The sequence below is a fragment of the Gilliamella sp. ESL0405 genome (assembly GCF_019469205.1).
Classification (GTDB): Bacteria; Pseudomonadota; Gammaproteobacteria; order Enterobacterales; family Orbaceae; genus Gilliamella.
Map to the genome: position 1 here is coordinate 1,465,623 of NZ_CP048265.1, position 20,274 is coordinate 1,485,896.

The following is a 20,274-nucleotide window of genomic DNA, read 5'->3' on the forward strand; positions in this document are numbered from 1 at the left end:
CAGGCAATACGCTATGCGAATTATTTGCTATTGGTTTGGATTGTATATGTGAAGAAGCCCTATAAAATTACTCTATTGTGACTTCTGTTATATGCTTAAGACAATGTATACTGCTCTTCTCTTATAAGTACTTATCTAGAATTGATCATATAAATGATAGATAAAATTAAAGCCCGAAAGGGCTTTTTTTATTTATTATTGAAATTTCTAAAAACTCTATATTGAATAAATTGATTAGTTGCTTTTATTATTTCTAACTCTGCACCTTTGTATCTTATAATTTTTGACTCCGATAAATCATATTCAACATTATTGGAAAATGCAGGACGAGCAATATCGTTATTAAATTCTCGATACCCTATGTTAATTTTATTACCAACCTTTCCGTTATAAATTAATGTTTGCTGGAATCCATCCTGACTCGTCACATTAACCTTTTTATAAGTAAACTGTTTATTATTCTCACAAAAATCAGTCCCTGTTGGAAAAGATATACAGACTTGATTCTTAGATGAATCTTTACTAACTCTTATACCTACCGGAGCCACAGCAACATTGAAACTTTTCACAATAGAATTACCGTTTACACTTCTTATCGCAAAAAATAAATATTTTTTATCTTCACCTAACTTTGGATAATCGCCTGCATCAATGATATAAGAGTACCAAAATTTATTAACTTGAGTTGTTACTGGAAAAGATATCACATCCATTGTTTTAACGTTGCCTTGACGAACCATGTCATCACCTACATACGTGGTTGTAACTACATTAAGATCAGGATAGCTTTTTTGAGTAATTTCTGGCACATAATTATACTTAATATCGCTCACACATCCGACTAAAGCGAAACCAATTAAGCCAGCTAGTAAAATCTTTTTCATACCATTCTCCATAGTTTTTGATAATGGTATGTTATTTAAAGGTTTGGGGCAATAAAAAACCACTCGAAAGTGGTTATTTACTTTTATTTATTAATTTCACTGACTCTTCTTCCATGATTTGTAGATCAAAAAATGCGTTTATTTTACAGATATAATTAATTTTTATTAACCACATGAGGCAATTGTGATCAAGCCCTGTGACAACACCAATGCTTGTACGCCATTGAGTAAATATTGCCTTCATTAATTTAAAATATATGAATTAAATTGCGATATTCTAGATATTCATCTGCTTAATCAACTTCTTTTAAGTAGAATGCCGAAACATCATCCTTAGACGGCTCTTAAGTATATAAAGTATCGGCAAGATCACTAAACTACAGAAATTATTATTAATCCTACTGGTGCCTTATTACTAACTTGAGATTCTGTTAGTAATGTCTAGCCAATAATAATCACAATAGCCAAAACCAATTATCTAACATACACAAATTCAGTCCAAAAATTTTATAGATGATGTAATTCTTTTTTGACTTACATCTAAATCAGATTTTCATATTAGAATCTAAAAATACATTAAAGAATACTTTGTATTAGGTATTTCTTTAATTTTGATTTCTTCTATTTTGGTAATGAGGTGTTTATCTTTTTTAAAACCATCTTTTAAATTTGATAACTTATCTTCGCTAAAATATTCTGTTTTAAAAACACCAATACAATTAATATTCTCACTATTTTTTTTATCAACGGCATTTTTCACTTTATAAAAGTCATCAACCATTTTATTAAAGCATGTTATAAAACTATCATATTGCTTTATTTCAGTATAAAACTCATTACCACTTGTGTTATAAAAAATAGTAAAATCAGGAATAATTTTTCCTTTTTTATTAGTATGAGAATATTCTGCTGTCCATGTAAAAGGACAATAGTTGAAAAATTTTTTCTTCTTAAAATAACATGCCAATTCGATTTGGAACCATTTTTCAAAGTGAACAAAATTAAATTCTGAAATAATATTTAATTTATTTTGGAAATCCTCTTCCTTAATGAACTTGAACACTAAAGATTTCATCGGATTAGTACGGTATCGTCCCATGATGCGCCTACAAAATACACTTCCTGCGAGTAATCATAATAGCATATATTATTTATCCATCAAAACTATCTTATACATATTTCTGTGAAAAAACTTGAATATAGGTTTTCTTGTCAATCTAATTTATAAAAAAGAGCTGGAATTAAGATATTTCATTTTCCTGATCTGCGACATACTTAGGCAAGTTACCATGTACAAACATACACACCACTCGAAACATTAAAAAATTCACTGGAAGCTATATATCTAATTCAAGCTATTTTCTATCTATAGCATTAATATCTATTTCATATCCTCGCTATTTTGCTTATTGATTAACAAACAAATACCACTTCTAATCGCTTTAATAAGAATTAACAAAATATAGCCACAAATGCTTGAAACGCTTGGCAAAATTGATAATAACATAAAAGCAAGCCCATTAAATCCCCAACTATTGTCATTATTCTCAAAATAGGCTACCAATATAGCAAACCAAATAAAACATACAAAAATACCAATATATAATCCAAGAAAAGAAGTTAGTTTGTGAGTATTTGGTTTGGTGAAGAGTTTTATTAGCATCGACAGAAATAAAATCACTTGCACGGTTAGAGTAGCAACTAGAAAAATAATAATAAAAGGATCAAACTTTTCAGAATAACTATGAAAACCGCCTCTGCCGAACTCCATGGAAATCCTAAAAATTATAAACATAAGTACATAAAAAAAACCGTGTGCATAAAGTAAGTTACGATCTTTGAATAGAAAATGAATCATTCCTAATTCACAATTTTTTTTTACAGCCATAAATCAATCTTCCCTTTAATTTATTAATTTGATATTAACATTAGTTAATAACTAACTTCCAATTTAAACTTTAAAAGTTTATAAAATAAAACAGAAATAATGTTCAAACCAATCTAAATTTGTTTATACTAAACTAAATTTTATTAATGATAATAGTAGTTTAATTATGATAAAAATTATCATATTATTTATATTTACCGCTTTAGCTGAAATTTCAGGCTGTTATTTTGTTTATATTTGGGCTAAAAAAGTGGTTTCTGCCTGGTTTCTAATACCGGCCGCATTAAGTCTTATGTTATTTGCTTGGCTACTTACTTTACACCCTGAAGCTAGTGGTCGAATTTATGCAACATATGGTGGTATTTATGTGGTAACATCTATTATCTGGCTTAAGTTAGTTGATCATGTCAAATTATCAACATTTGATTTAATTGGTGCCATGATTATCCTACTCGGGACCCTAGTTATTATTTGGGGTTGGAAAACATAAAATTAATTTTTAATTAAATTAATATACCCTACTCTTTTAACAAAAATATAAGCATACTCCATTATATTCACTGTATTGCATTAGTAATAATTTACGATTGTTGCAAATTTTTTTGGTATTAAATAGTTATTTTTTTCGCGAATTAACCGGTTTTATAAATTCACTTTTCTTGATTAAAAGGCAATTTAACCCATGCTTTTTATATCTCTCCTTAATTGTAAGATTAACAAAGATGACAAAGTTTATTAATCTATTTTCAGTAACTATATAAAATTAAAAGAATAAAATTACTTTGAATTTATCGGATTAGATTATTATAAAATATGATTATAAATAATTTGTTAACTACATACTTTTTGAGTTGATGGTTCCTACTGGACTTGAACCAGTGACCAATAAATTATTAACGTTTTAATTGCTTCAAACGTGTCGGAAAATTCCTTACTTTACTCAGTATTGCTGTACATTGAAGACTTATACTTACCAAGAAAACAAGCTAAACCTCTAAAGCTTAGAACTACATCACCAAATTTTTTATTGCCTCCAAGTAAATACTCCTTAACCTTAGTCAAACAATCGGTAGCTCACTTGGGCGACCTATTTTTTCTTTTCGCCCTTTGTCATATGCTACCTTTAAAAATAAAAAGCCACACAAGACGACTGTTGATTAAATATGCAGTTATTTTTTATAACTGCTCGTGAATTTTTTAAAGTTTAGGTGTAAAAGCTTATATTTTGTTGCCACTCATTTGAAACTGTTACTTAACTTGATGTCGTCTACATGCTCTTGTTCTCATAAAATTACTCACATATGAATAATACAAAGCCCATCTATTAAGTGAGCTTATATTTTATGCGTTTGAAACCGCATTATAGTCATATATATCCGTTTAAACTTTCAAGTGCTTTGTTTTCTAAACCGCACGGTCTCCAGTGAAATGTTTCCATAATTTTGATTTCTCTAGACATGAAAAAAGCCCGCCGGAACGGCTTTTAACAAAAGAGTTTAATATTTAATTAAAGTTATCATTTTTTATAAAAGAAATCCGAACAATACCTATGTTATTTATGCTGTTTTCCGCTTTGATTACGGATATGGCGATTTTTAATTCAGTATCGATATTATCTTTGTACGTTTTTTCTGAAATTATACAGAGTTCCTCTTCTTCACAAATGGGGTTAATCCAAAAATTATTATAAGGTTCAACGTTTTTGTGAGCTGAACTCGAATAATATAATTTATCAAATTGACTAATATACGAGTTATATAACGATATAGCTTTTTCACCTGTTGAATCATAGTTAGTATCACTATCCAGTCCCGGCGAGGAATAGTAATTATTATTATGACTATAACTAACTAATCCATCATTTTTTTTAAATACAACCGTTTTAAAATCCAGCTCAGGAAAAGAATCGGATTTAATTAAATAATACTGAAAATTATGATCCTCACTTTCCCCTTTGTAAAAAATATTAACCCCCATATGCTTTACATCATCAACACTCATTCCCCATTTCAGTTGGTTTGGTAGTTCAATTTTAGTTTCTTTTTTATTGCAACCAATGCTTAGAAAACAAAACAGAATTATAAATAATTTTTTCTGCATACCATCTCCTTAATTTTTCATTAATGGTATGTTATTTAACGAGTTAAAGCAATAAGAACTACCCTTAGGTTGTTTTATTTTTATAATAATTGATTATGCTAATTTAGACATTTTTAACCTAATGATCGGTAAAACTCTATTCCAATTATCGGCTATTCCTTTAGATTGTATATGCTCTGTTTTTCGTTCGATTATTCTTCTAGTATCATTTAAAGTTCGCTTATATTCACGAGCTATAGAGTAAAAAGTTCCGCTAAAACTTGAATTAATCACACGTAATACAGGCTCTATCGATTCTATTTGATATCGCATTGTTTCAGCAGTTTTATATAACTTGCTAAATCATATAAATCTTCATCTGATAAGCCAATTCTGGGTGTAACCCGCCAAGCCACTTAAAGGTTTCCTCAATCTACTGGCTGGTAAATCTTGATAACGTGGGATTTTGAATTGCTGGAGAAACTTTGAATAAACCTTTGATGTCTTTCACCTGCTCGGTAAGTTTACTCATTAACAGTTTGTTGACTATATATTTTTGGAGTTGGTGGCCCCTACTGGACTTGAACCAGTGACCAATCGATTATGAGTCGACTGCTCTGACCAACTGAGCTAAGGGGCCTTTTTGAGGATCTACTGACTTGGTAGGGTTGCGATTATAATGGAGAAAATTTTAATTTGCTACAATTAATTAACTAAATGGGTTGATTTGGTTAATTATTAAACTGTAATTTAATGCATTCTAATCATTAACAATAACTGATACTTTTTATTTTATTAAACTGATACAATAACAACGCTTATCATTATTTATCGTTTTACTGGTTGAGGAAATATTATGTCTTTAAAAAAATTACTATTTATCTGTGCGGCTTTTTCTAGTGCTTTATTTTTAAACGCCTGTAGCAATTCTAATTATCAACTCACATCAGCAGGTCAACACGTTCAATTTATTGATACTAAACCTGCGGCTAGCTGCCAATTTTTGGGTAAAGCTGAAGGCCGCCGTAATACACTTTTTTCAGGTTTAAAAACACATAGTGAGCTTATTCGTGATGCAGCAACCGATCTTATGAATAAAGCTGCGTCAATGGGTGGTAATGTGATTTATAACGCTCAAGATGCATCATTACAATATGTTTCAGATATAGCGCCAACAGATGCAGTGATGACTGGTGAAGTGTTTAGTTGTAAGTAAACAATCGTAAAATGAAAAAAGGGATATTATACTATCCCTTTTTTATTGAACTTTACCAATATAATTAGCCATTTTGTTTTTCAAAAGCTTTCATGAAATCAATTAAATACTTGACTCCTTCAATATCCATCGCATTGTAAATCGAAGCCCTCATTCCGCCAGCAATTCGGTGACCTTTGATTCCAATGATATTTGCTTGTGTTGCTTCGCTAACAAACCTTTTATCGAGTTCCTCATTTGGGGATAAGAAGGTTACATTCATGATTGATCGATTAGGGGTAGCCACGCAATTACGATAAAAATCAGACTGATCGATAAACTGGTAAAGCAATTGAGCTTTAGCTTGATTTCGTTGTTGCATCGCATTTAATCCGCCCAAATTTTTAATCCATTTAAATACCAAACCAGATAAGTACCATGCAAAAGTTGGCGGTGTATTAAACATCGAATCGTTATCGAAAAGAGTTTTATAATCTAATACCGACGGTAACACCTTTTTAGCGTGCCCTAGCAAATCTTCCCTAACTATGACAATAGTAATACCTGAAGGACCAATATTTTTCTGAGCACCAGCATAGATAATTCCATAACGGCTGACGTCAATTGGTTGAGATAAAATGCACGATGATAAATCAGCTACAACAATTTTATCGTCAAAATTAGGCTGTTCGAATATTTCAACCCCATCAATAGTTTCATTTGGACAATAGTGTATATAAGCGGCATTATCATTTAGTTGCCATGCCGACATAGGTTTTAGCGAAGTAACTCCATCGGTCTTAACAACGATGTTTTGCTCGATAACGTTACAATACTTTCCTGCTTCTTTAGCAGCACATTGGCTCCAATAGCCACTATTGATATAATCGGCCTGCGTTTTTTCGCCTAAAATATTTAGTGGCACAGCGGCAAATTGTGCTCTTGCGCCACCCTGGCAAAATAAAATTTTATAATTATCGGGGACATTTAGTATGTCTCGTAAATTATTAGTAGCTTCAATTGCACATGCATCAAAATCCTTACCACGGTGACTTAACTCCATAACAGATGCGCCAGTATTTTGCCAATCTAATAACTCAGCTTGTGCCTGTTTTAAAACATCAGCAGGTAATTTAGCAGGACCGGCACTAAAGTTGTAACTTTTATTCATTGCAATTCACTTTAATCCATTTATAAAAATAAAGTTATATTTTTACACTGTCTTAAAGTATATACAATCAAATTTTTGACAAGATCTTTCAGATTTACTATACGTTTTGGCATAAAAAAGCCGGCATAAACCGGCAAACAAGAAATAAAATTTAAACTATAAGGAGAGTTGTTGTTTGGCTGCTGCGATAGCGATTCTTACTTGTTGTGGTGAAACACCGCCTTTAGCACACCGTTTTGCTAAGCAAGAATCCAACGATAATATAGTATAAACATCATCTTCAATAACATGACTGAATGATTTAAGTTCGTCTAAAGAGAGTTCCTCCAATGCCTTTTGCTTAGCTATTGCACCAACAACAGCCTCGCCAACAATGTGGTGTGCTTCTCTAAATGGAATCCCTTTAGCCACAAGATAATCAGCTAATTCAGTTGCATTCGAGTAGCCCTGTTTTGCAGCTTCTAAACAGACTTCATAGTTTATTTTGATATCTTCAAGAACTAAACAAGCCATATCTAAGCATTCATGCCAGGTATCAATTGCATCAAAAAGGTGTTCTTTGTCTTCTTGCATATCTTTATTATAAGCAAGTGGCAATCCCTTTAAAGTGACCATTAAACCGGTTAACGCGCCAACTACTCGACCGACTTTTCCACGAATTAATTCTAATGCATCGGGATTCTTTTTTTGTGGCATTAGTGAAGAGCCGGATGTAACGCGATCTGATAGTTCAACAAAATTGGCTTCGCCACTATTGAAAATAATTAAATCTTCGGCAAAACGAGATAAGTGGATCATGCTAATTGAAGCCGTGTTTAATAATTCAAGCACATGGTCACGATCTGAAACCGAGTCCAAACTATTATTCGTTGCTTTAGCAAACCCTAACCATTGCGCTAGCTCTTCACGATCCATAGGATATGCTGTTCCGGCTAAAGCACCTGAACCTAACGGGCTTATATCTAAGCGTTTAAGTGTATCTTGCAGACGATCTTTATCACGAGTCAGCATTTCATAGTAAGCTAAACACCAATGTGCAAAAGTAATGGGCTGAGCTCGTTGTAAATGAGTGTAACCCGGCATAATAGCTTGCTGATGTTGTTCAGCTGTAATGACTAAAGACTTTCTTAAATGATCTACAGATTCAATCAAATGATTAATCTCTTTTTTACACCATAGTTTAAGATCAGTTGTTGATTGGTCATTTCGGCTACGACCAGTATGTAATTTTTTACCTAAATCACCCACTTTCTCAATTAATTGTTGTTCAACCCAACTATGAATATCTTCTGCATCACTTCGTAAAATCTGTTCAGGGTCTTGATTAACCGATATGCGTAATTCGTTTAAAGCTTTTTCCAATTTCTTTTGTTCATCATAAGATAGAACGTTAACGGTCACCAATGCTTTAGACCAAGCTATGGATCCTATAATATCTTGCTCTGCAAGACGATAGTCAAAGCGCAACGAATCATTAAAATGTTTAAATCTTTGATCTGCTGCTTGGCTAAAACGCCCACCCCATAATGCCATAAATACCTCAAATATAATCTTTAAATTAATGCAAAATGATTGTAATTATCAACTTTTATTCATTCTGATTTTGATGCTAAATTGTTTCGATACGTTAAAAGAAATATATACAGGACTATGCCTGTATATATCATTTAAAGTTGCACACTAAAAAGTTTTAATATTACTTTTTAGTTTTACTTACAGACTTAGATTTAGCAGACGTTTTTGTCGTTGTCTTCGTTTTAGAATCGGTTTTCACGCTTTTGCTTACCGCTTTTTTTGCCGGTTGTTTTTTCTTTTCTTCATTTAAGGCACGAATTCGTGATGATAAAGAGAATAGACGAATAAAACCACCTGCGTGACTATGATCATAAACCTCATCTTCACCAAAAGTCGCAAATTCTTCATTATATAAACTATTTGGCGATTTTTTCTGAACAGCAGTTGCATTACCTTTATAAAGTTTGATGACGACTTCACCGGTCATATCTTCTGCAAGAACGTCGGCTGCAGCTTGAATTGAACGGCGATATGGCGCAAACCAACGACCATCATAAACCACATAAGCCATTTCAATACCTAATTGTTCACGCCATTTAAAGCTGTCACGATCTAAAATTAACTGCTCTAAACCACGTAATGCGGTCATCATAATAGTACCACCCGGAGTTTCATAACAACCACGAGATTTAATACCGACTAAACGATTTTCAATAATATCAACCCGACCTACACCATGTTTTGCACCAATTTTGTTGAGTGTTGCAACACAGTTATATGGCGAAAGTTTTTTACCATTAACTGAAACAACTTCCCCTTTTTCGATTCCAATAGTGACAAACTCCGGTTTATTTGGTGCATCTTCCGGCGATACAGTCCACGCCCAGCAATCAGCATTAGCTTGATTCCATGTACTTTCAAGCACTCCACCTTCAGTTGAGATATGCCATGCATTTTCATCACGACTATAGATTTTTTCAACGGTTGCAGTAGTTGGAATTTTACGGACTTTTAGATAATCAATTAAAGCCTCTCGCGAGCGCAAATCCCATTCACGCCAAGGAGCAATAACTTTAAGTTGTGGAGCAAGTGCCGTATAAGTTGTTTCAAAACGAACTTGATCATTACCTTTTCCGGTTGCGCCATGGCAAAGTGTGTCAGCCCCAACCTCTAAAGCATATTCAACTTGAGCCTTAGCAATAATTGGGCGAGCCATTGATGTTCCGAGATAATAAGTTCCTTCGTATAAAGCGCCGGTTTTTAATACAGGGTAAACATAATCTTTAACAAACTCTTCTCGTAGATCAACAACTTTACAAGCAACCGCGCCCGATGCTTTAGCTTTCTTTTCTACATCTTTGAGCTCTTTGGGATCTTGCCCAACATTTGCCACTAAAGCATACACTTCACAACCACCGTAATTTTCTTTCAACCAAGGAATGATTGCTGATGTATCCAAACCACCTGAATAGGCTAATACAACCTTTTTAGTTCCACTTTTTTTCATGATATACCCTTTCTAAATTAACTTTCGATAGTTAAATGCGTTAAAGATTTTTTGTGTCAATTTATAAATATAAATTATCAGTTTAATATACTGGTTGATTTATATTTAAGCAATAATTCTTGTGCCGGTTATTCCTGATTTACCATTAAATAATTCTCCAAGCTTATCAGCTTCTTTCCAACTTGCTATATCAATTGATCTGCCTAATGATTTAGCGGCTTCAAATGCAGAATTTACCTTTACTATCATGCCGTCTGTAATCACGCCGCTAGCGATTAACTGATCCGCTTGTGACTGGGTTAATGATTCGATAAGTTTTTTATTCTGATCTAATACACCTACAACATCTGACAGAAGAATCAAATCTGCATCTAATGTTTTTGCTAAAGCAACAGCTGCATGGTCGGCATTAACATTCATCATTTTTCCTTCTTCGGTAATGCCGATAGAACTCATAATTGGTAAATAGCCATGATCAATAAGCAGATTGACTAAAGTCGCATCCCCCGCATCAGCTTGACCAACATAACCTAACTCTTCTGAAATCTGTTTAACTTTCACGCTATTACCGTCAGCTAAACAGAGCCCAACACTTGGAATTTGTTGTTTTTTAGCTTCTGAAAGAAGCTTTGTATTGGCACTTCCTGCAAGGCTACCAACTATCACATCAATTTGATCTGCTGGTGTCACACGCAACCCATTTCGCCGAACAACTGGCATTGATAAACGATCCATTAAAGAATCAACCAGGCTACCACCACCATGAACAATAATCAGTGGGCGTGCAAAACTCTTTTTATATTCACCAATAACAACAAATAACTTACTTAAAGCATCTTGATTATCGAGCAACACGCCACCAAGTTTGATAATTAATGGTTTCATTTCAATTTCCTATTAGTTTGGGTTATCGTTAATCACATTTTGTTTGAATTTAACATTTACTATCAGCTACCTTTATAACAGCGATGTTGTTTCATCAAACCCGAATCGAATATTCATACATTGCACTGCCTGTGCAGCAGCCCCTTTTAACAAATTATCCTCAACAGAAATTAAAATTAAATGGCGCCCTTTTAATACAAATCCAATATCGCAATATGGCAAATCGACAACGGCTTTTAAAGCTGGCCAATCTTTTTGATAAACCCGGATAAGGGGTTTATTGTCATAATATTTATTTAATGCCCCAAGAACATCGTCAGATGTCACCCCTTCTTTTACTTTACAATTGATTGTTGCATGGATACCTTGTTTAAAACTACCAAGATGCGGGGTAAAGATAACGTCTTGCCCTAAATGGGTAGCAATTTCAGGTTGATGACGATGAGTAAATAATCCATAAGCATGCAAACTCACTTCGCAAAACAAATTATTATGTGAAGGTTTGCGCCCGGCACCACTTACCCCACTTATGGCATTAATGATTGGCCATTGCGTTTTATCGAGTAAATCTTCTTCAAGTAAAGGCTTTAAAGGTAATTGTGAGGCGGTAGGATAACAGCCCGGAACGGCTATCAATTGCGCTTGTTTAATTGCTTCGAAATTCCACTCCGCTAATCCATATACTGCTTTTTCTAACCACTCTTGATGTTTATGTGTAAAGCCATAAAATTCAGTATAAAAAGAGGAAGAATTGACCCGAAAAGCGCCCGACAAGTCAAAAACAGTGCAACCATGCGATAAGAAAAAAGGCGCGATATCATGACTAACTGAATGTTCAGTTGCTAAAAAAACAATATCGATATCTTTAATGAGCGAAGTGTAGTCTTTAGTGGCAATTAAAGGTAAATCAACGACACCTTTTAATTGTGGGTATAAGTCATAATTAGAAAGTAGCTTACCGCCATCTTGACTATTTTCTGATACCGTCAATGCGACCAGTTCGACATTTGGGTGCTTATTTAAATAATAAGCTAATTTAGCACCTGCATAACCACTCGCTCCAACAATTATTGCTTTTAACATACTATTCCTTATCTTTCTTGAATAATTATTAAGATATAGTAGGTCATTTAGAAAATAAATACAAGTACAAATTGAATTTTTATTCACTTTTAATGAATTTATTTTCACTTTGGTGTGTTATGGATGATAAACGATTTTTATCATAAGCAACATTATTATGAGCAACTCAGATAACGTTGATATTAATTATGGGAATCTTTTTATGAGTTTAAAAAGATATCAACCTGCTGAAAATTCAGCAGGTTGGAAGTACAAGGTTATTTTTTCAAAAGACTGGCTGATTTTAATATCGCAATAAGTAGCTCCCAATAACGATAAACACTTTGAATATTCACTTTCTCATCAGGAGAATGAGGCGATACAATTGTTGGTCCAATCGAAATCATATCCATATCCGGATAAGATTTTTTAAATAAACCACACTCTAAACCTGCATGAATAACCATTATTTTCGCTTTTTGAGAGAAAATTTCTTGATATTTATCTTTAGCCAATTGTAAAAGGCTCGAATTCAAATTTGGTTCCCAACCGGAATAACCACCACTAATTTCATAATTAGCATTGACCAATTGACTAAGCGAAACCAATGTAGAAACAACGGCATCTTTACTACTATCAACCTGAGATCGAATCAAGAAATGAACATTAAGTTGATTATCTAAAATATTTAAAATACCTAAATTCAATGAAGTTTCAACAACACCATGAATTTGATTACTCATGCGAATCACGCCATTAGGCGCTGCATTCAACCAATTAATGATTTTATTTTGATGTTCAGTAGTTAAAACACGTTTAATTTTGTCCGATTCAACATCAGATAACGTAATTGATAATGATGGTTCTACCTGCCCAAACTCATTTTGTAACACTTGCTGATACTGTTCAATGATTGACTTAAGTTTAGGTAAATCTTCTTTACTTAGTGTGATTTCGACAAATGCTTCTCTTGGAATCGCATTGCGTAATGAGCCACCTTGAATATCAGCTAACCTAAACGAGATATCTTGAGCATATTCAGCTAAAAATCTTGCCATTAGTTTAATCGCATTTCCGCGTCCTAGATGAATATCACAGCCTGAGTGACCACCTTTGAGGCCTTTAAGAGAAATGCGCATATAACAATCATGTTTTTCCGGCATAACGGCATAAGTCACAGCAAAAGTGGTCGAAAAATCAACACCACCAGCACAACCGGTAAATATTTCGCCTTCATCTTCAGAATCAGTATTAATTAAAAACTGACTTTTTAACCAATTAGGTTGCAAACCAAATGCACCATGCATACCTGTCTCTTCTGATGTGGTGACTAACACTTCAATTGGCCCATGTTCAACAGCAGGATCGATTAATACAGCCAATGCAGAGGCTAGCCCGACACCATTATCTGCGCCTAACGTTGTACCTTTTGCTTTAACCCATTCACCGTCAACGTAAGCATTAATAGGATCGGTAAAAAAGTCATGGTTAGTTCCTTCATTTTTTTGCGGTACCATATCCATATGAGCTTGTAAGGCAATTGAAGGACAATATTCCATACCTTTGGTGGCAGATTTAGTTAATAAAATATTACCTGCTTTATCGATCTTATGTTCAATATGATGAGAAATGGCAAAATCAACAATATATTTAGTTATCATTTGCTCATAATGAGAAGGGTGTGGAATTTTACAAATATCGTTAAAGATCTGCCAAACAAATTTTGGATTTAAGTGTGAAAGCATATTTTATCCTCAATATTAGATAGCTAATAAATTAATGAGTGGTTTTTTTTGTCTAATCACTCTATAATAAGGTGCAATTTTACATCTATTTCTAGTCCATTAATATTAATTTATTAAAATCGTAAATTCGATTAAAATTGCAGGTTACTCATGTCAATAGAACAAACATTAACAGAAGACGAAATTCAAGCAAAAAAACAGCACAAAGCAGAGCTTATTGCTGAAAAAGAAAAATTCACTGTCACTTGGGAAATGCTACAAGCCTACGGGCGCCAACTCTCTAAACGTCTATTACCCGCTAATCAATGGAAAGGCATTATTGCCGTTAGCCGCGGTGGTTTAGTTCCAGCAGCAATTTTAGCTCGTGAATTAAGTATCCGTTATGTTGATACTGTATGTATTTCAAGTTATGACCATGATCATCAACGTGAAAAATTAATTCTTAAACAAGCTAATGGCGACGGTGAAGGCTTTATTGTTGTTGATGATTTAGTCGACACAGGTAGCACCGCACATACAATTCGTGATATGTACCCTAAAGCACGTTTTGTTACAATTTTTGCCAAACCAGCCGGCAAACCATTAGTCGATGATTATATTGTTGATATTGATCAAGATACATGGATTGAACAACCTTGGGACACAGGTGTTATGTTTGTAAAACCAATCAGCGATCATAAATAGTCAACAAGGAATCAATCATTATTATGGCTACTACCGAAAACTTATCTGAAAAAATATTTAAACCACAGTATGATTATCCAGAAACATCATCACTGATCAATCGGTTAGACAGTAGTAACGGTAGTAGCATAAGTCCGCTTGACGGGGATGTTGATTCCAGATGGTACCGAATCATCAACCCTATTTTATGGTTCTGGCGTGGTTTACCCAAATTAGAAATTGAAGCCGTGTTATCAAAGATCGCTGCTTCAACCAAACGTCACACCAATGATAAATGGCTTGATTCAGTCATTGGATATCAACCCGGTAATTGGATTTATGAATTTTTAAACCAAGCAGCCGAATGGCAAGCTAAAGCAGATAGTTTCGATCTGGCAACGCTGACTGATGAAGATAGAAAAAAATTACATGATTATTTTTTAATAGCCAGTGAATATTCAAGTATTGCGAGTTATCCGCATTTTAAAAATGACGAACTGGCCATGTATGCCCAAACTTGTGCATATCAATCTTATCTAAAAGCACTTGAGTTTTCGCCTTACACAACAAAACAGATTGAATTTAAAGTTGAAAATCGCAGTGTTAAAACATTTTTACATTTACCCGAAAACTGTGATGGCGTATGCCCTGTCGTGTTAGTCTGTAATGCATTAGGTAATTTACAAATCGACTATTATCGCTACTTTAGTGAATACTTAGCTCCACAAGGTTTTGCAATGCTAACAGTAGATTTGCCAACAGTGGGCTTTAGTCGCAATTTTGTATTAACTCAAAATAGTAGCCAAATTCATCAAGCTATAATTGAACAACTAGCGACAGTACCTTGGGTCGATAGCAATCGTGTAATTGTTGCAGGATTCCGTTTTGGTTCACACATTGCAACACGTCTTGCTTATTTGATGCCAAATAAAATAAAGGGACTTTTCAACTTCACACCTTTTGTGCATCAAATATTTGTTGATAAAGCCTTACAACAAAATCTACCAAATTGTTACAAAGATATGTTAGCTTGTCGTTTAGGTTTAACATCAGTATCAAATCAGCAGTTAGCAGCTGAATTAAATTACTTTTCTTTAAAAAATCAGGGATTATTAACTCATTCTTGTCCTGTGCCAATCATGAATGTCATCTTTGAAGAGGACAAGTTGAGTAATTTAACTGAAGCAAAATTAATCCAATCTTCAAAGCAAAGCAAAATTGTGACTATTCCTAAAACACCGTTACAAAAAGGCTTACAAAACGCTTTAACTCAATCAGTCAAATGGATGGAATCTATTTTGTAATAGATGATTTAAATAAGATTATTGCTATGACTAATAAAAAAAAGCAAACTGTCGTTATTAAGTTAGGTACCAGTGTTTTAACTGGTGGAACTAAACAGCTAGATCGTGCTCGAATAGTTGAACTGATTCGGCAATGCTCTTATTTACATCAAATTGGTCACAAAATTATTATAGTTACATCGGGAGCAATTGCTGCTGGTCGAGAGTATCTAAACTTCCCTAGCCTTCCAAATACTGTAGCATCAAAACAATTACTTGCTTCTGTTGGGCAAAGTAAACTTATCCAGCTTTGGGAACAGTTGTTTTCAATATATAAAATTTTTATTGGACAAATGTTACTGACACGAGCTGATTTAGAAGATCGTGAACGCTTTTTAAATGCACAAGATGTACTAAAAGCGATGCTAGATAATCATATTGTACCTGTTATCAATGAGAATGACGCTGTAGCTACAGCCGAAATTAAAGTGGGTGATAATGATAACCTATCAGCACTAGCAGCAATTTTAGCTGAAGCCGATAAACTCATATTACTGACAGATATTGAAGGATTATATACTGCCGATCCAAGATCAAATAGCAATGCTCAATTAATAAAAGAAGTTTCTCATATTGATGAGAGTTTACGAAACATAGCTGGTGATAGTGTTTCAGGGCTGGGAACCGGCGGTATGAGCACAAAAATTCAAGCAGCTGAAGTAGCAGGTAGTGCAGGAATAGAAGTAATTATTGCAGCTGGGAATAAAGAAAATGTGATTATTGATGCAGTCAATAATCAATCGGTGGGCACGCGTTTTTTACCACAGAAAACCCCACTAGAGCATCGAAAACATTGGCTATATGGTGCACCTAATGCAGGAAAGGTGTTAGTTGATAATGGTGCTATAAATGCTATTTTGAATAATGGTAGTTCGCTCTTACCAAAAGGAATTATAGCGGTTGAAAAAGATTTTTCGCGCGGAGAAGTAATAAACATCTGTGATAAATCAGGAAAACAAATCGCACGAGGTGTAAGCCGTTATAATAGTGATGCGCTAAAACAAATAGCCGGGCATCACTCACAAGAAATTAGTCAAATTATTGGCTATGAATATGGCTCTGTAGCCGTACATCGGAATGATATGATTATCAAATAATAAGGAGGTTAAAATGGGACTAGCTATAGGTGGTGTAATAGCCAACTGGTTTGGTGTATTAATTGTTTACTTGAATTCACTAAATGAATTAGGTTATCAAATATTATTACCGTACACAATAATATCTGCATTAATAAGTACTCTAGGTATTTTATTTGCAGGAAATAATAAAAAATTAGCAGGTATTTTAATTATTATTGGCAGTATACTCTTTGTCCCTTTAGGTTTAGTAGGGATTTTTGGTGGAAGAAAAATAATTAACAAAGCTAATGAAAAATCATTAGAAGAAAGACGTGATTTTTAGAAAAATAGGATATTAATTTTAAGGTTATGAATGGACTCCAAAACATAAAATGTTTTCATGCTCGACGACATGTTATACCGTTTATTCTATTAAGTATAATTATTTTGTTCGTTTCTTTGTCTTTACCAAATAACCTAAATATAAGTTCAGGTCAGAAAAACAAATCTAAAGAGGTGTAAGCCGTTATAATAGTGATGTTCTAAACAAATATCAGGACATCACTCACAAGAAATTAGTCAAATTATTAGCTATGAATATGGCTTTGTAGCCGTACATTGGAATGATATGATTATCAAATAATAAGGAGGTTAAAATGGAACTGGCTATAGGTGGCGTAATAGCCAACTGGTTTGGTGTATTAATTATTTACTCGAATTCACTATACAACTCAAGTTATCGAATAATATTACCGTATGTAATAATATCTGCGTTAATTAGTACATTAGGTATTTTATTTGCAAGATATCATCAAAAAATAGCGAGTATTTTTATTATTATTGGCAGTATACCCTTTATCCCTTTAGGTTTAATAGGGGTTTTTGGTGGAAGAAAAATAATTAACAAAGTTGATGAAAAAATATGAGAAGAAAAACGTAATTTATAGAAAATTGGATATTAATTTTAAGGACATGAATGGACTCTCAAAATAGAAAATGTTTTCATGCCAGACGACACGTCATACTGTTAATTATATTAAGTATTGTTACTTTGTTTGTTGCTTTGTCTTTACCTGATGAGCTAAAGATAAGTTTAGGATTGCCCATAATCCTAGTTATTCGTGCTTTTTGGCAATACAAATTGGTTTATATTTCAATTGGGGAAGATTTTATTACTTATCGACCTGCTGCTCCAATAAGAAGTAGTATAAGTATACTTTTTAAGGAAATCACATCAGTTAGTTATAAAAATAATAAAGTGATAATCAATTACATAAATAAAATTAGTAACAAGCAATACACTGTAAAGATACCTTTATCAGTTATGGAACTCGCGGAAAAAGAGAAGCTTATAAGCACTTTACATATCATATTGAAAGATAAAGAAAAATAAACTATAAAATTATAATTTTATGTAAAAAAGGGATCTTTGCCATACCTTTTTTATTAATTTAAAAGTTTATTTTATGAATTTATAATATATTGCCAATGCTGTAATTGAAATTAATTATTATTGAATGATATAGATCATGAATTTAAATACTTAACTAATGGTTGCAGCTTATCAATAAAACATAATTAAAAAGTTACCTAATGAGTATTGAGAACTATTGTGTAAATTGGCGATAGATGATCAAATTTGAGTACTTCATTAACATATATATCACAGCCTTTATAACAGATAAATTTTTTTACTTGCTATATTGGCTTTTTTTTACATCAAATACCTTCTTCTCTCAGCTTGCCTTTAAGCTTCATAATTGACAATCGCCTGAAAAATACATTATTGTTGGAATAAATTGATTCCTATTAGCAAAATTTGTTTAAAGTGACAGTGCTTACCTCTTTAAATCTATTAATTATTATATACGTTTTATTAATAAGGATTAGAGTGGGATAATCTGTATAATATCATTAGATAAATTATTTTTTAGAGAATCTGTATTCTGTCAAACACAGTTGAGAGTAAAATCTATTAAGGTTAAGTAATGATAAACCAAATTGGAAAGTTAGCAAAACAAGCCTCATATCAATTAGCACAGTGCCCAACTAAAATCAAAAATCAGGCTTTAATTAGTATTGCTGATTTATTGGAGCAAAGCTTTCAAAGTATTTTAGAGGCTAATCAAAAAGATATTGCTATAGCAAAAAATCAAGGATTAAGTGAGGCAATACTTGATCGTTTATTATTAACTCCAGAGCGACTATCCTCTATTGCCAATGATGTTCGCAAAGTTGTCACCTTAACCGATCCTATTGGGCAAATTATTGATGGCTCAACATTAGAAAGTGGTTTAAAGTTACAACGCCAAAGAGTACCGCTAGGGGTGATTGGTGTAATTTATGAAGCTCGCCCTAATGTTACTATAGATATTGCGGCTCTCTGTTTAAAAACAGGTAATGCAGCGATACTTCGTGGTGGAAAAGAAACGGTTAATACTAATGCGGCTATCATATCGATTATTCAACAAGCATTAAATCAAGCAGGCTTACCTGAATCTGCCATTCAATCAATCGATAATCCTGATCGTAAATATATCACTGAGTTACTCAAACTAGATAAATATGTCGATATGATTATTCCAAGAGGTGGAGCAGCATTACATCAATTATGTCGAGAGCAATCCACAATTCCGGTGATCACCGGTGGGATTGGTGTCTGCCATATTTTTGTTGATGAAAGTGCCGATATAGAAAAAGCGCTACCCATAATTGTCAATGCTAAAACTCAGCGCCCAAGTACTTGTAATACCGTTGAAACACTGTTAGTTCATCAAAACATTGCGCCGGAATTTTTAGTTAAATTAAGTCAAACAATGGCTGATAATCAGGTAAATTTACATGCTGATAAAAAAGCTTATGAACGATTAAAATCGGGTGAAGCGACAGTCGAACTTGTCAGTGACGAACAATTACGCCAAGAATGGCTCTCAAAAGATCTCAATGTGGTGTTGGTAAACTCAATTGACTGTGCAATAAAACATATCAGAGAATATGGGAGTGGCCATTCAGAATCTATTTTGACCCGTAACTTAGCCAAAGTTGAGCAATTTGTTAACCAAGTTGATGCTGCTGCCGTCTATGTCAATGCTTCTACACGTTTTACTGACGGTGGACAATTTGGGTTAGGTGCAGAAGTTGCGGTTAGTACTCAAAAATTGCATGCCAGAGGTCCAATGGGACTTGAAGCATTAACAACCTATAAATGGATAGGTTTTGGTGATGATTTAATACGAGAATGAATCTAGCACACTGTTCGGCAAAGCCGAACAGCTATTT

At 33.4% G+C, this 20,274-nt stretch carries 18 protein-coding genes, 1 tRNA gene and 2 pseudogenes; 9 read left to right on the forward strand and 12 right to left on the reverse strand.

Features of this window, described 5'->3' with window-relative positions; genetic code table 11:
* Window positions 1-188 precede the first annotated feature (188 nt).
* The 3 genes from GYM74_RS06395 to GYM74_RS06405 all read right to left on the reverse strand — a co-directional run bounded on the left by GYM74_RS06395 (window position 189) and on the right by GYM74_RS06405 (window position 2,772).
* On the reverse strand, window positions 189-884 hold the full coding sequence (locus GYM74_RS06395; protein WP_220217396.1) for a hypothetical protein: 696 nt from the start codon (window positions 882-884) through the stop codon (window positions 189-191).
* A 565-nt stretch (window positions 885-1,449) separates the two neighbouring features.
* Complete coding sequence (locus GYM74_RS06400; RefSeq protein WP_220217397.1) at window positions 1,450-1,983, reverse strand: hypothetical protein; 534 nt, start codon at window positions 1,981-1,983, stop codon at window positions 1,450-1,452.
* Window positions 1,984-2,265: 282 nt separating this feature from the next.
* Complete coding sequence (locus GYM74_RS06405; protein WP_220217398.1) at window positions 2,266-2,772, reverse strand: hypothetical protein; 507 nt, start codon at window positions 2,770-2,772, stop codon at window positions 2,266-2,268.
* A 166-nt stretch (window positions 2,773-2,938) separates the two neighbouring features.
* Here GYM74_RS06405 and GYM74_RS06410 point away from each other — a divergent pair, with 166 nt between their 5' ends.
* A complete protein-coding gene (locus tag GYM74_RS06410; RefSeq protein WP_220217399.1) occupies window positions 2,939-3,262 on the forward strand; it encodes a YnfA family protein in 324 nt (107 codons plus the stop codon).
* A 1,013-nt stretch (window positions 3,263-4,275) separates the two neighbouring features.
* On the opposite strand, the gene GYM74_RS06415 is transcribed toward GYM74_RS06410, so the two are convergent.
* The 3 genes and pseudogenes from GYM74_RS06415 to GYM74_RS06425 form a co-directional block, all read right to left on the reverse strand.
* Window positions 4,276-4,872 carry a hypothetical protein gene (locus tag GYM74_RS06415; protein WP_220217400.1) on the reverse strand — a complete coding sequence of 199 codons (597 nt, stop codon included), beginning with the start codon at window positions 4,870-4,872 and terminating at the stop codon, window positions 4,276-4,278.
* A gap of 93 nt (window positions 4,873-4,965) precedes the next feature.
* Window positions 4,966-5,187, reverse strand: a pseudogene (locus GYM74_RS12385) (P22AR C-terminal domain-containing protein); the annotation flags it as partial.
* Window positions 5,188-5,414: 227 nt separating this feature from the next.
* A tRNA-Ile gene (locus tag GYM74_RS06425) sits at window positions 5,415-5,491 on the reverse strand.
* Between the two features lie 216 nt (window positions 5,492-5,707).
* On the opposite strand from GYM74_RS06425, the gene GYM74_RS06430 reads away from it, so the two are divergent.
* Window positions 5,708-6,067, forward strand: coding sequence for a DUF4156 domain-containing protein (locus tag GYM74_RS06430; protein WP_220217402.1), 360 nt, complete (start codon window positions 5,708-5,710; stop codon window positions 6,065-6,067).
* Between the two features lie 64 nt (window positions 6,068-6,131).
* Here the strand turns inward: GYM74_RS06430 and serC are convergent, their stop codons facing one another.
* From serC to GYM74_RS06460, 6 genes and pseudogenes are all read right to left on the reverse strand, one after another.
* Complete coding sequence (gene serC / locus GYM74_RS06435; RefSeq protein WP_220217403.1) at window positions 6,132-7,217, reverse strand: 3-phosphoserine/phosphohydroxythreonine transaminase; 1,086 nt, start codon at window positions 7,215-7,217, stop codon at window positions 6,132-6,134.
* A gap of 156 nt (window positions 7,218-7,373) precedes the next feature.
* On the reverse strand, window positions 7,374-8,750 hold the full coding sequence (gene argH, locus GYM74_RS06440; RefSeq protein WP_220217404.1) for an argininosuccinate lyase: 1,377 nt from the start codon (window positions 8,748-8,750) through the stop codon (window positions 7,374-7,376).
* Window positions 8,751-9,021: 271 nt separating this feature from the next.
* A pseudogene (locus tag GYM74_RS06445) lies at window positions 9,022-10,239 on the reverse strand (argininosuccinate synthase); the annotation flags it as partial.
* A gap of 105 nt (window positions 10,240-10,344) precedes the next feature.
* Window positions 10,345-11,124: an acetylglutamate kinase gene (gene argB / locus GYM74_RS06450; protein WP_220217406.1), complete on the reverse strand. Its 780-nt coding sequence runs from the start codon at window positions 11,122-11,124 to the stop codon at window positions 10,345-10,347.
* Window positions 11,125-11,196: 72 nt separating this feature from the next.
* Window positions 11,197-12,207, reverse strand: coding sequence for an N-acetyl-gamma-glutamyl-phosphate reductase (gene argC, locus GYM74_RS06455; protein WP_220217407.1), 1,011 nt, complete (start codon window positions 12,205-12,207; stop codon window positions 11,197-11,199).
* Window positions 12,208-12,464: 257 nt separating this feature from the next.
* Complete coding sequence (locus tag GYM74_RS06460; RefSeq protein WP_220217408.1) at window positions 12,465-13,931, reverse strand: aminoacyl-histidine dipeptidase; 1,467 nt, start codon at window positions 13,929-13,931, stop codon at window positions 12,465-12,467.
* 150 nt (window positions 13,932-14,081) lie between these two features.
* Here GYM74_RS06460 and gpt point away from each other — a divergent pair, with 150 nt between their 5' ends.
* The 7 genes from gpt (at window position 14,082) to proA (ending at window position 20,237) form a co-directional block, all read left to right on the forward strand.
* Window positions 14,082-14,615: a xanthine phosphoribosyltransferase gene (gpt, locus tag GYM74_RS06465; protein WP_220217409.1), complete on the forward strand. Its 534-nt coding sequence runs from the start codon at window positions 14,082-14,084 to the stop codon at window positions 14,613-14,615.
* Window positions 14,616-14,638: 23 nt separating this feature from the next.
* Window positions 14,639-15,898 (forward strand): esterase FrsA, encoded by a 1,260-nt coding sequence (frsA, locus tag GYM74_RS06470; RefSeq protein WP_220217410.1) that lies wholly within the window; start codon window positions 14,639-14,641, stop codon window positions 15,896-15,898.
* Between the two features lie 26 nt (window positions 15,899-15,924).
* A complete protein-coding gene (proB, locus tag GYM74_RS06475) occupies window positions 15,925-17,034 on the forward strand; it encodes a glutamate 5-kinase (RefSeq protein WP_220217411.1) in 1,110 nt (369 codons plus the stop codon).
* Window positions 17,035-17,047: 13 nt separating this feature from the next.
* Window positions 17,048-17,338 (forward strand): hypothetical protein, encoded by a 291-nt coding sequence (locus GYM74_RS06480; protein ID WP_220217412.1) that lies wholly within the window; start codon window positions 17,048-17,050, stop codon window positions 17,336-17,338.
* A 313-nt stretch (window positions 17,339-17,651) separates the two neighbouring features.
* Window positions 17,652-17,921: a hypothetical protein gene (locus GYM74_RS06485; RefSeq protein WP_220217413.1), complete on the forward strand. Its 270-nt coding sequence runs from the start codon at window positions 17,652-17,654 to the stop codon at window positions 17,919-17,921.
* Window positions 17,922-17,971: 50 nt separating this feature from the next.
* Entirely contained in the window at window positions 17,972-18,388 is a 417-nt protein-coding gene (locus GYM74_RS06490) for a hypothetical protein (RefSeq protein ID WP_220217414.1), read from the forward strand.
* Window positions 18,389-18,983: 595 nt separating this feature from the next.
* The gene (proA, locus tag GYM74_RS06495; RefSeq protein WP_220217415.1) at window positions 18,984-20,237 is read left to right on the forward strand and encodes a glutamate-5-semialdehyde dehydrogenase; all 1,254 of its coding nucleotides are present in this window, start codon (window positions 18,984-18,986) and stop codon (window positions 20,235-20,237) included.
* Window positions 20,238-20,274: the final 37 nt, after the last annotated feature.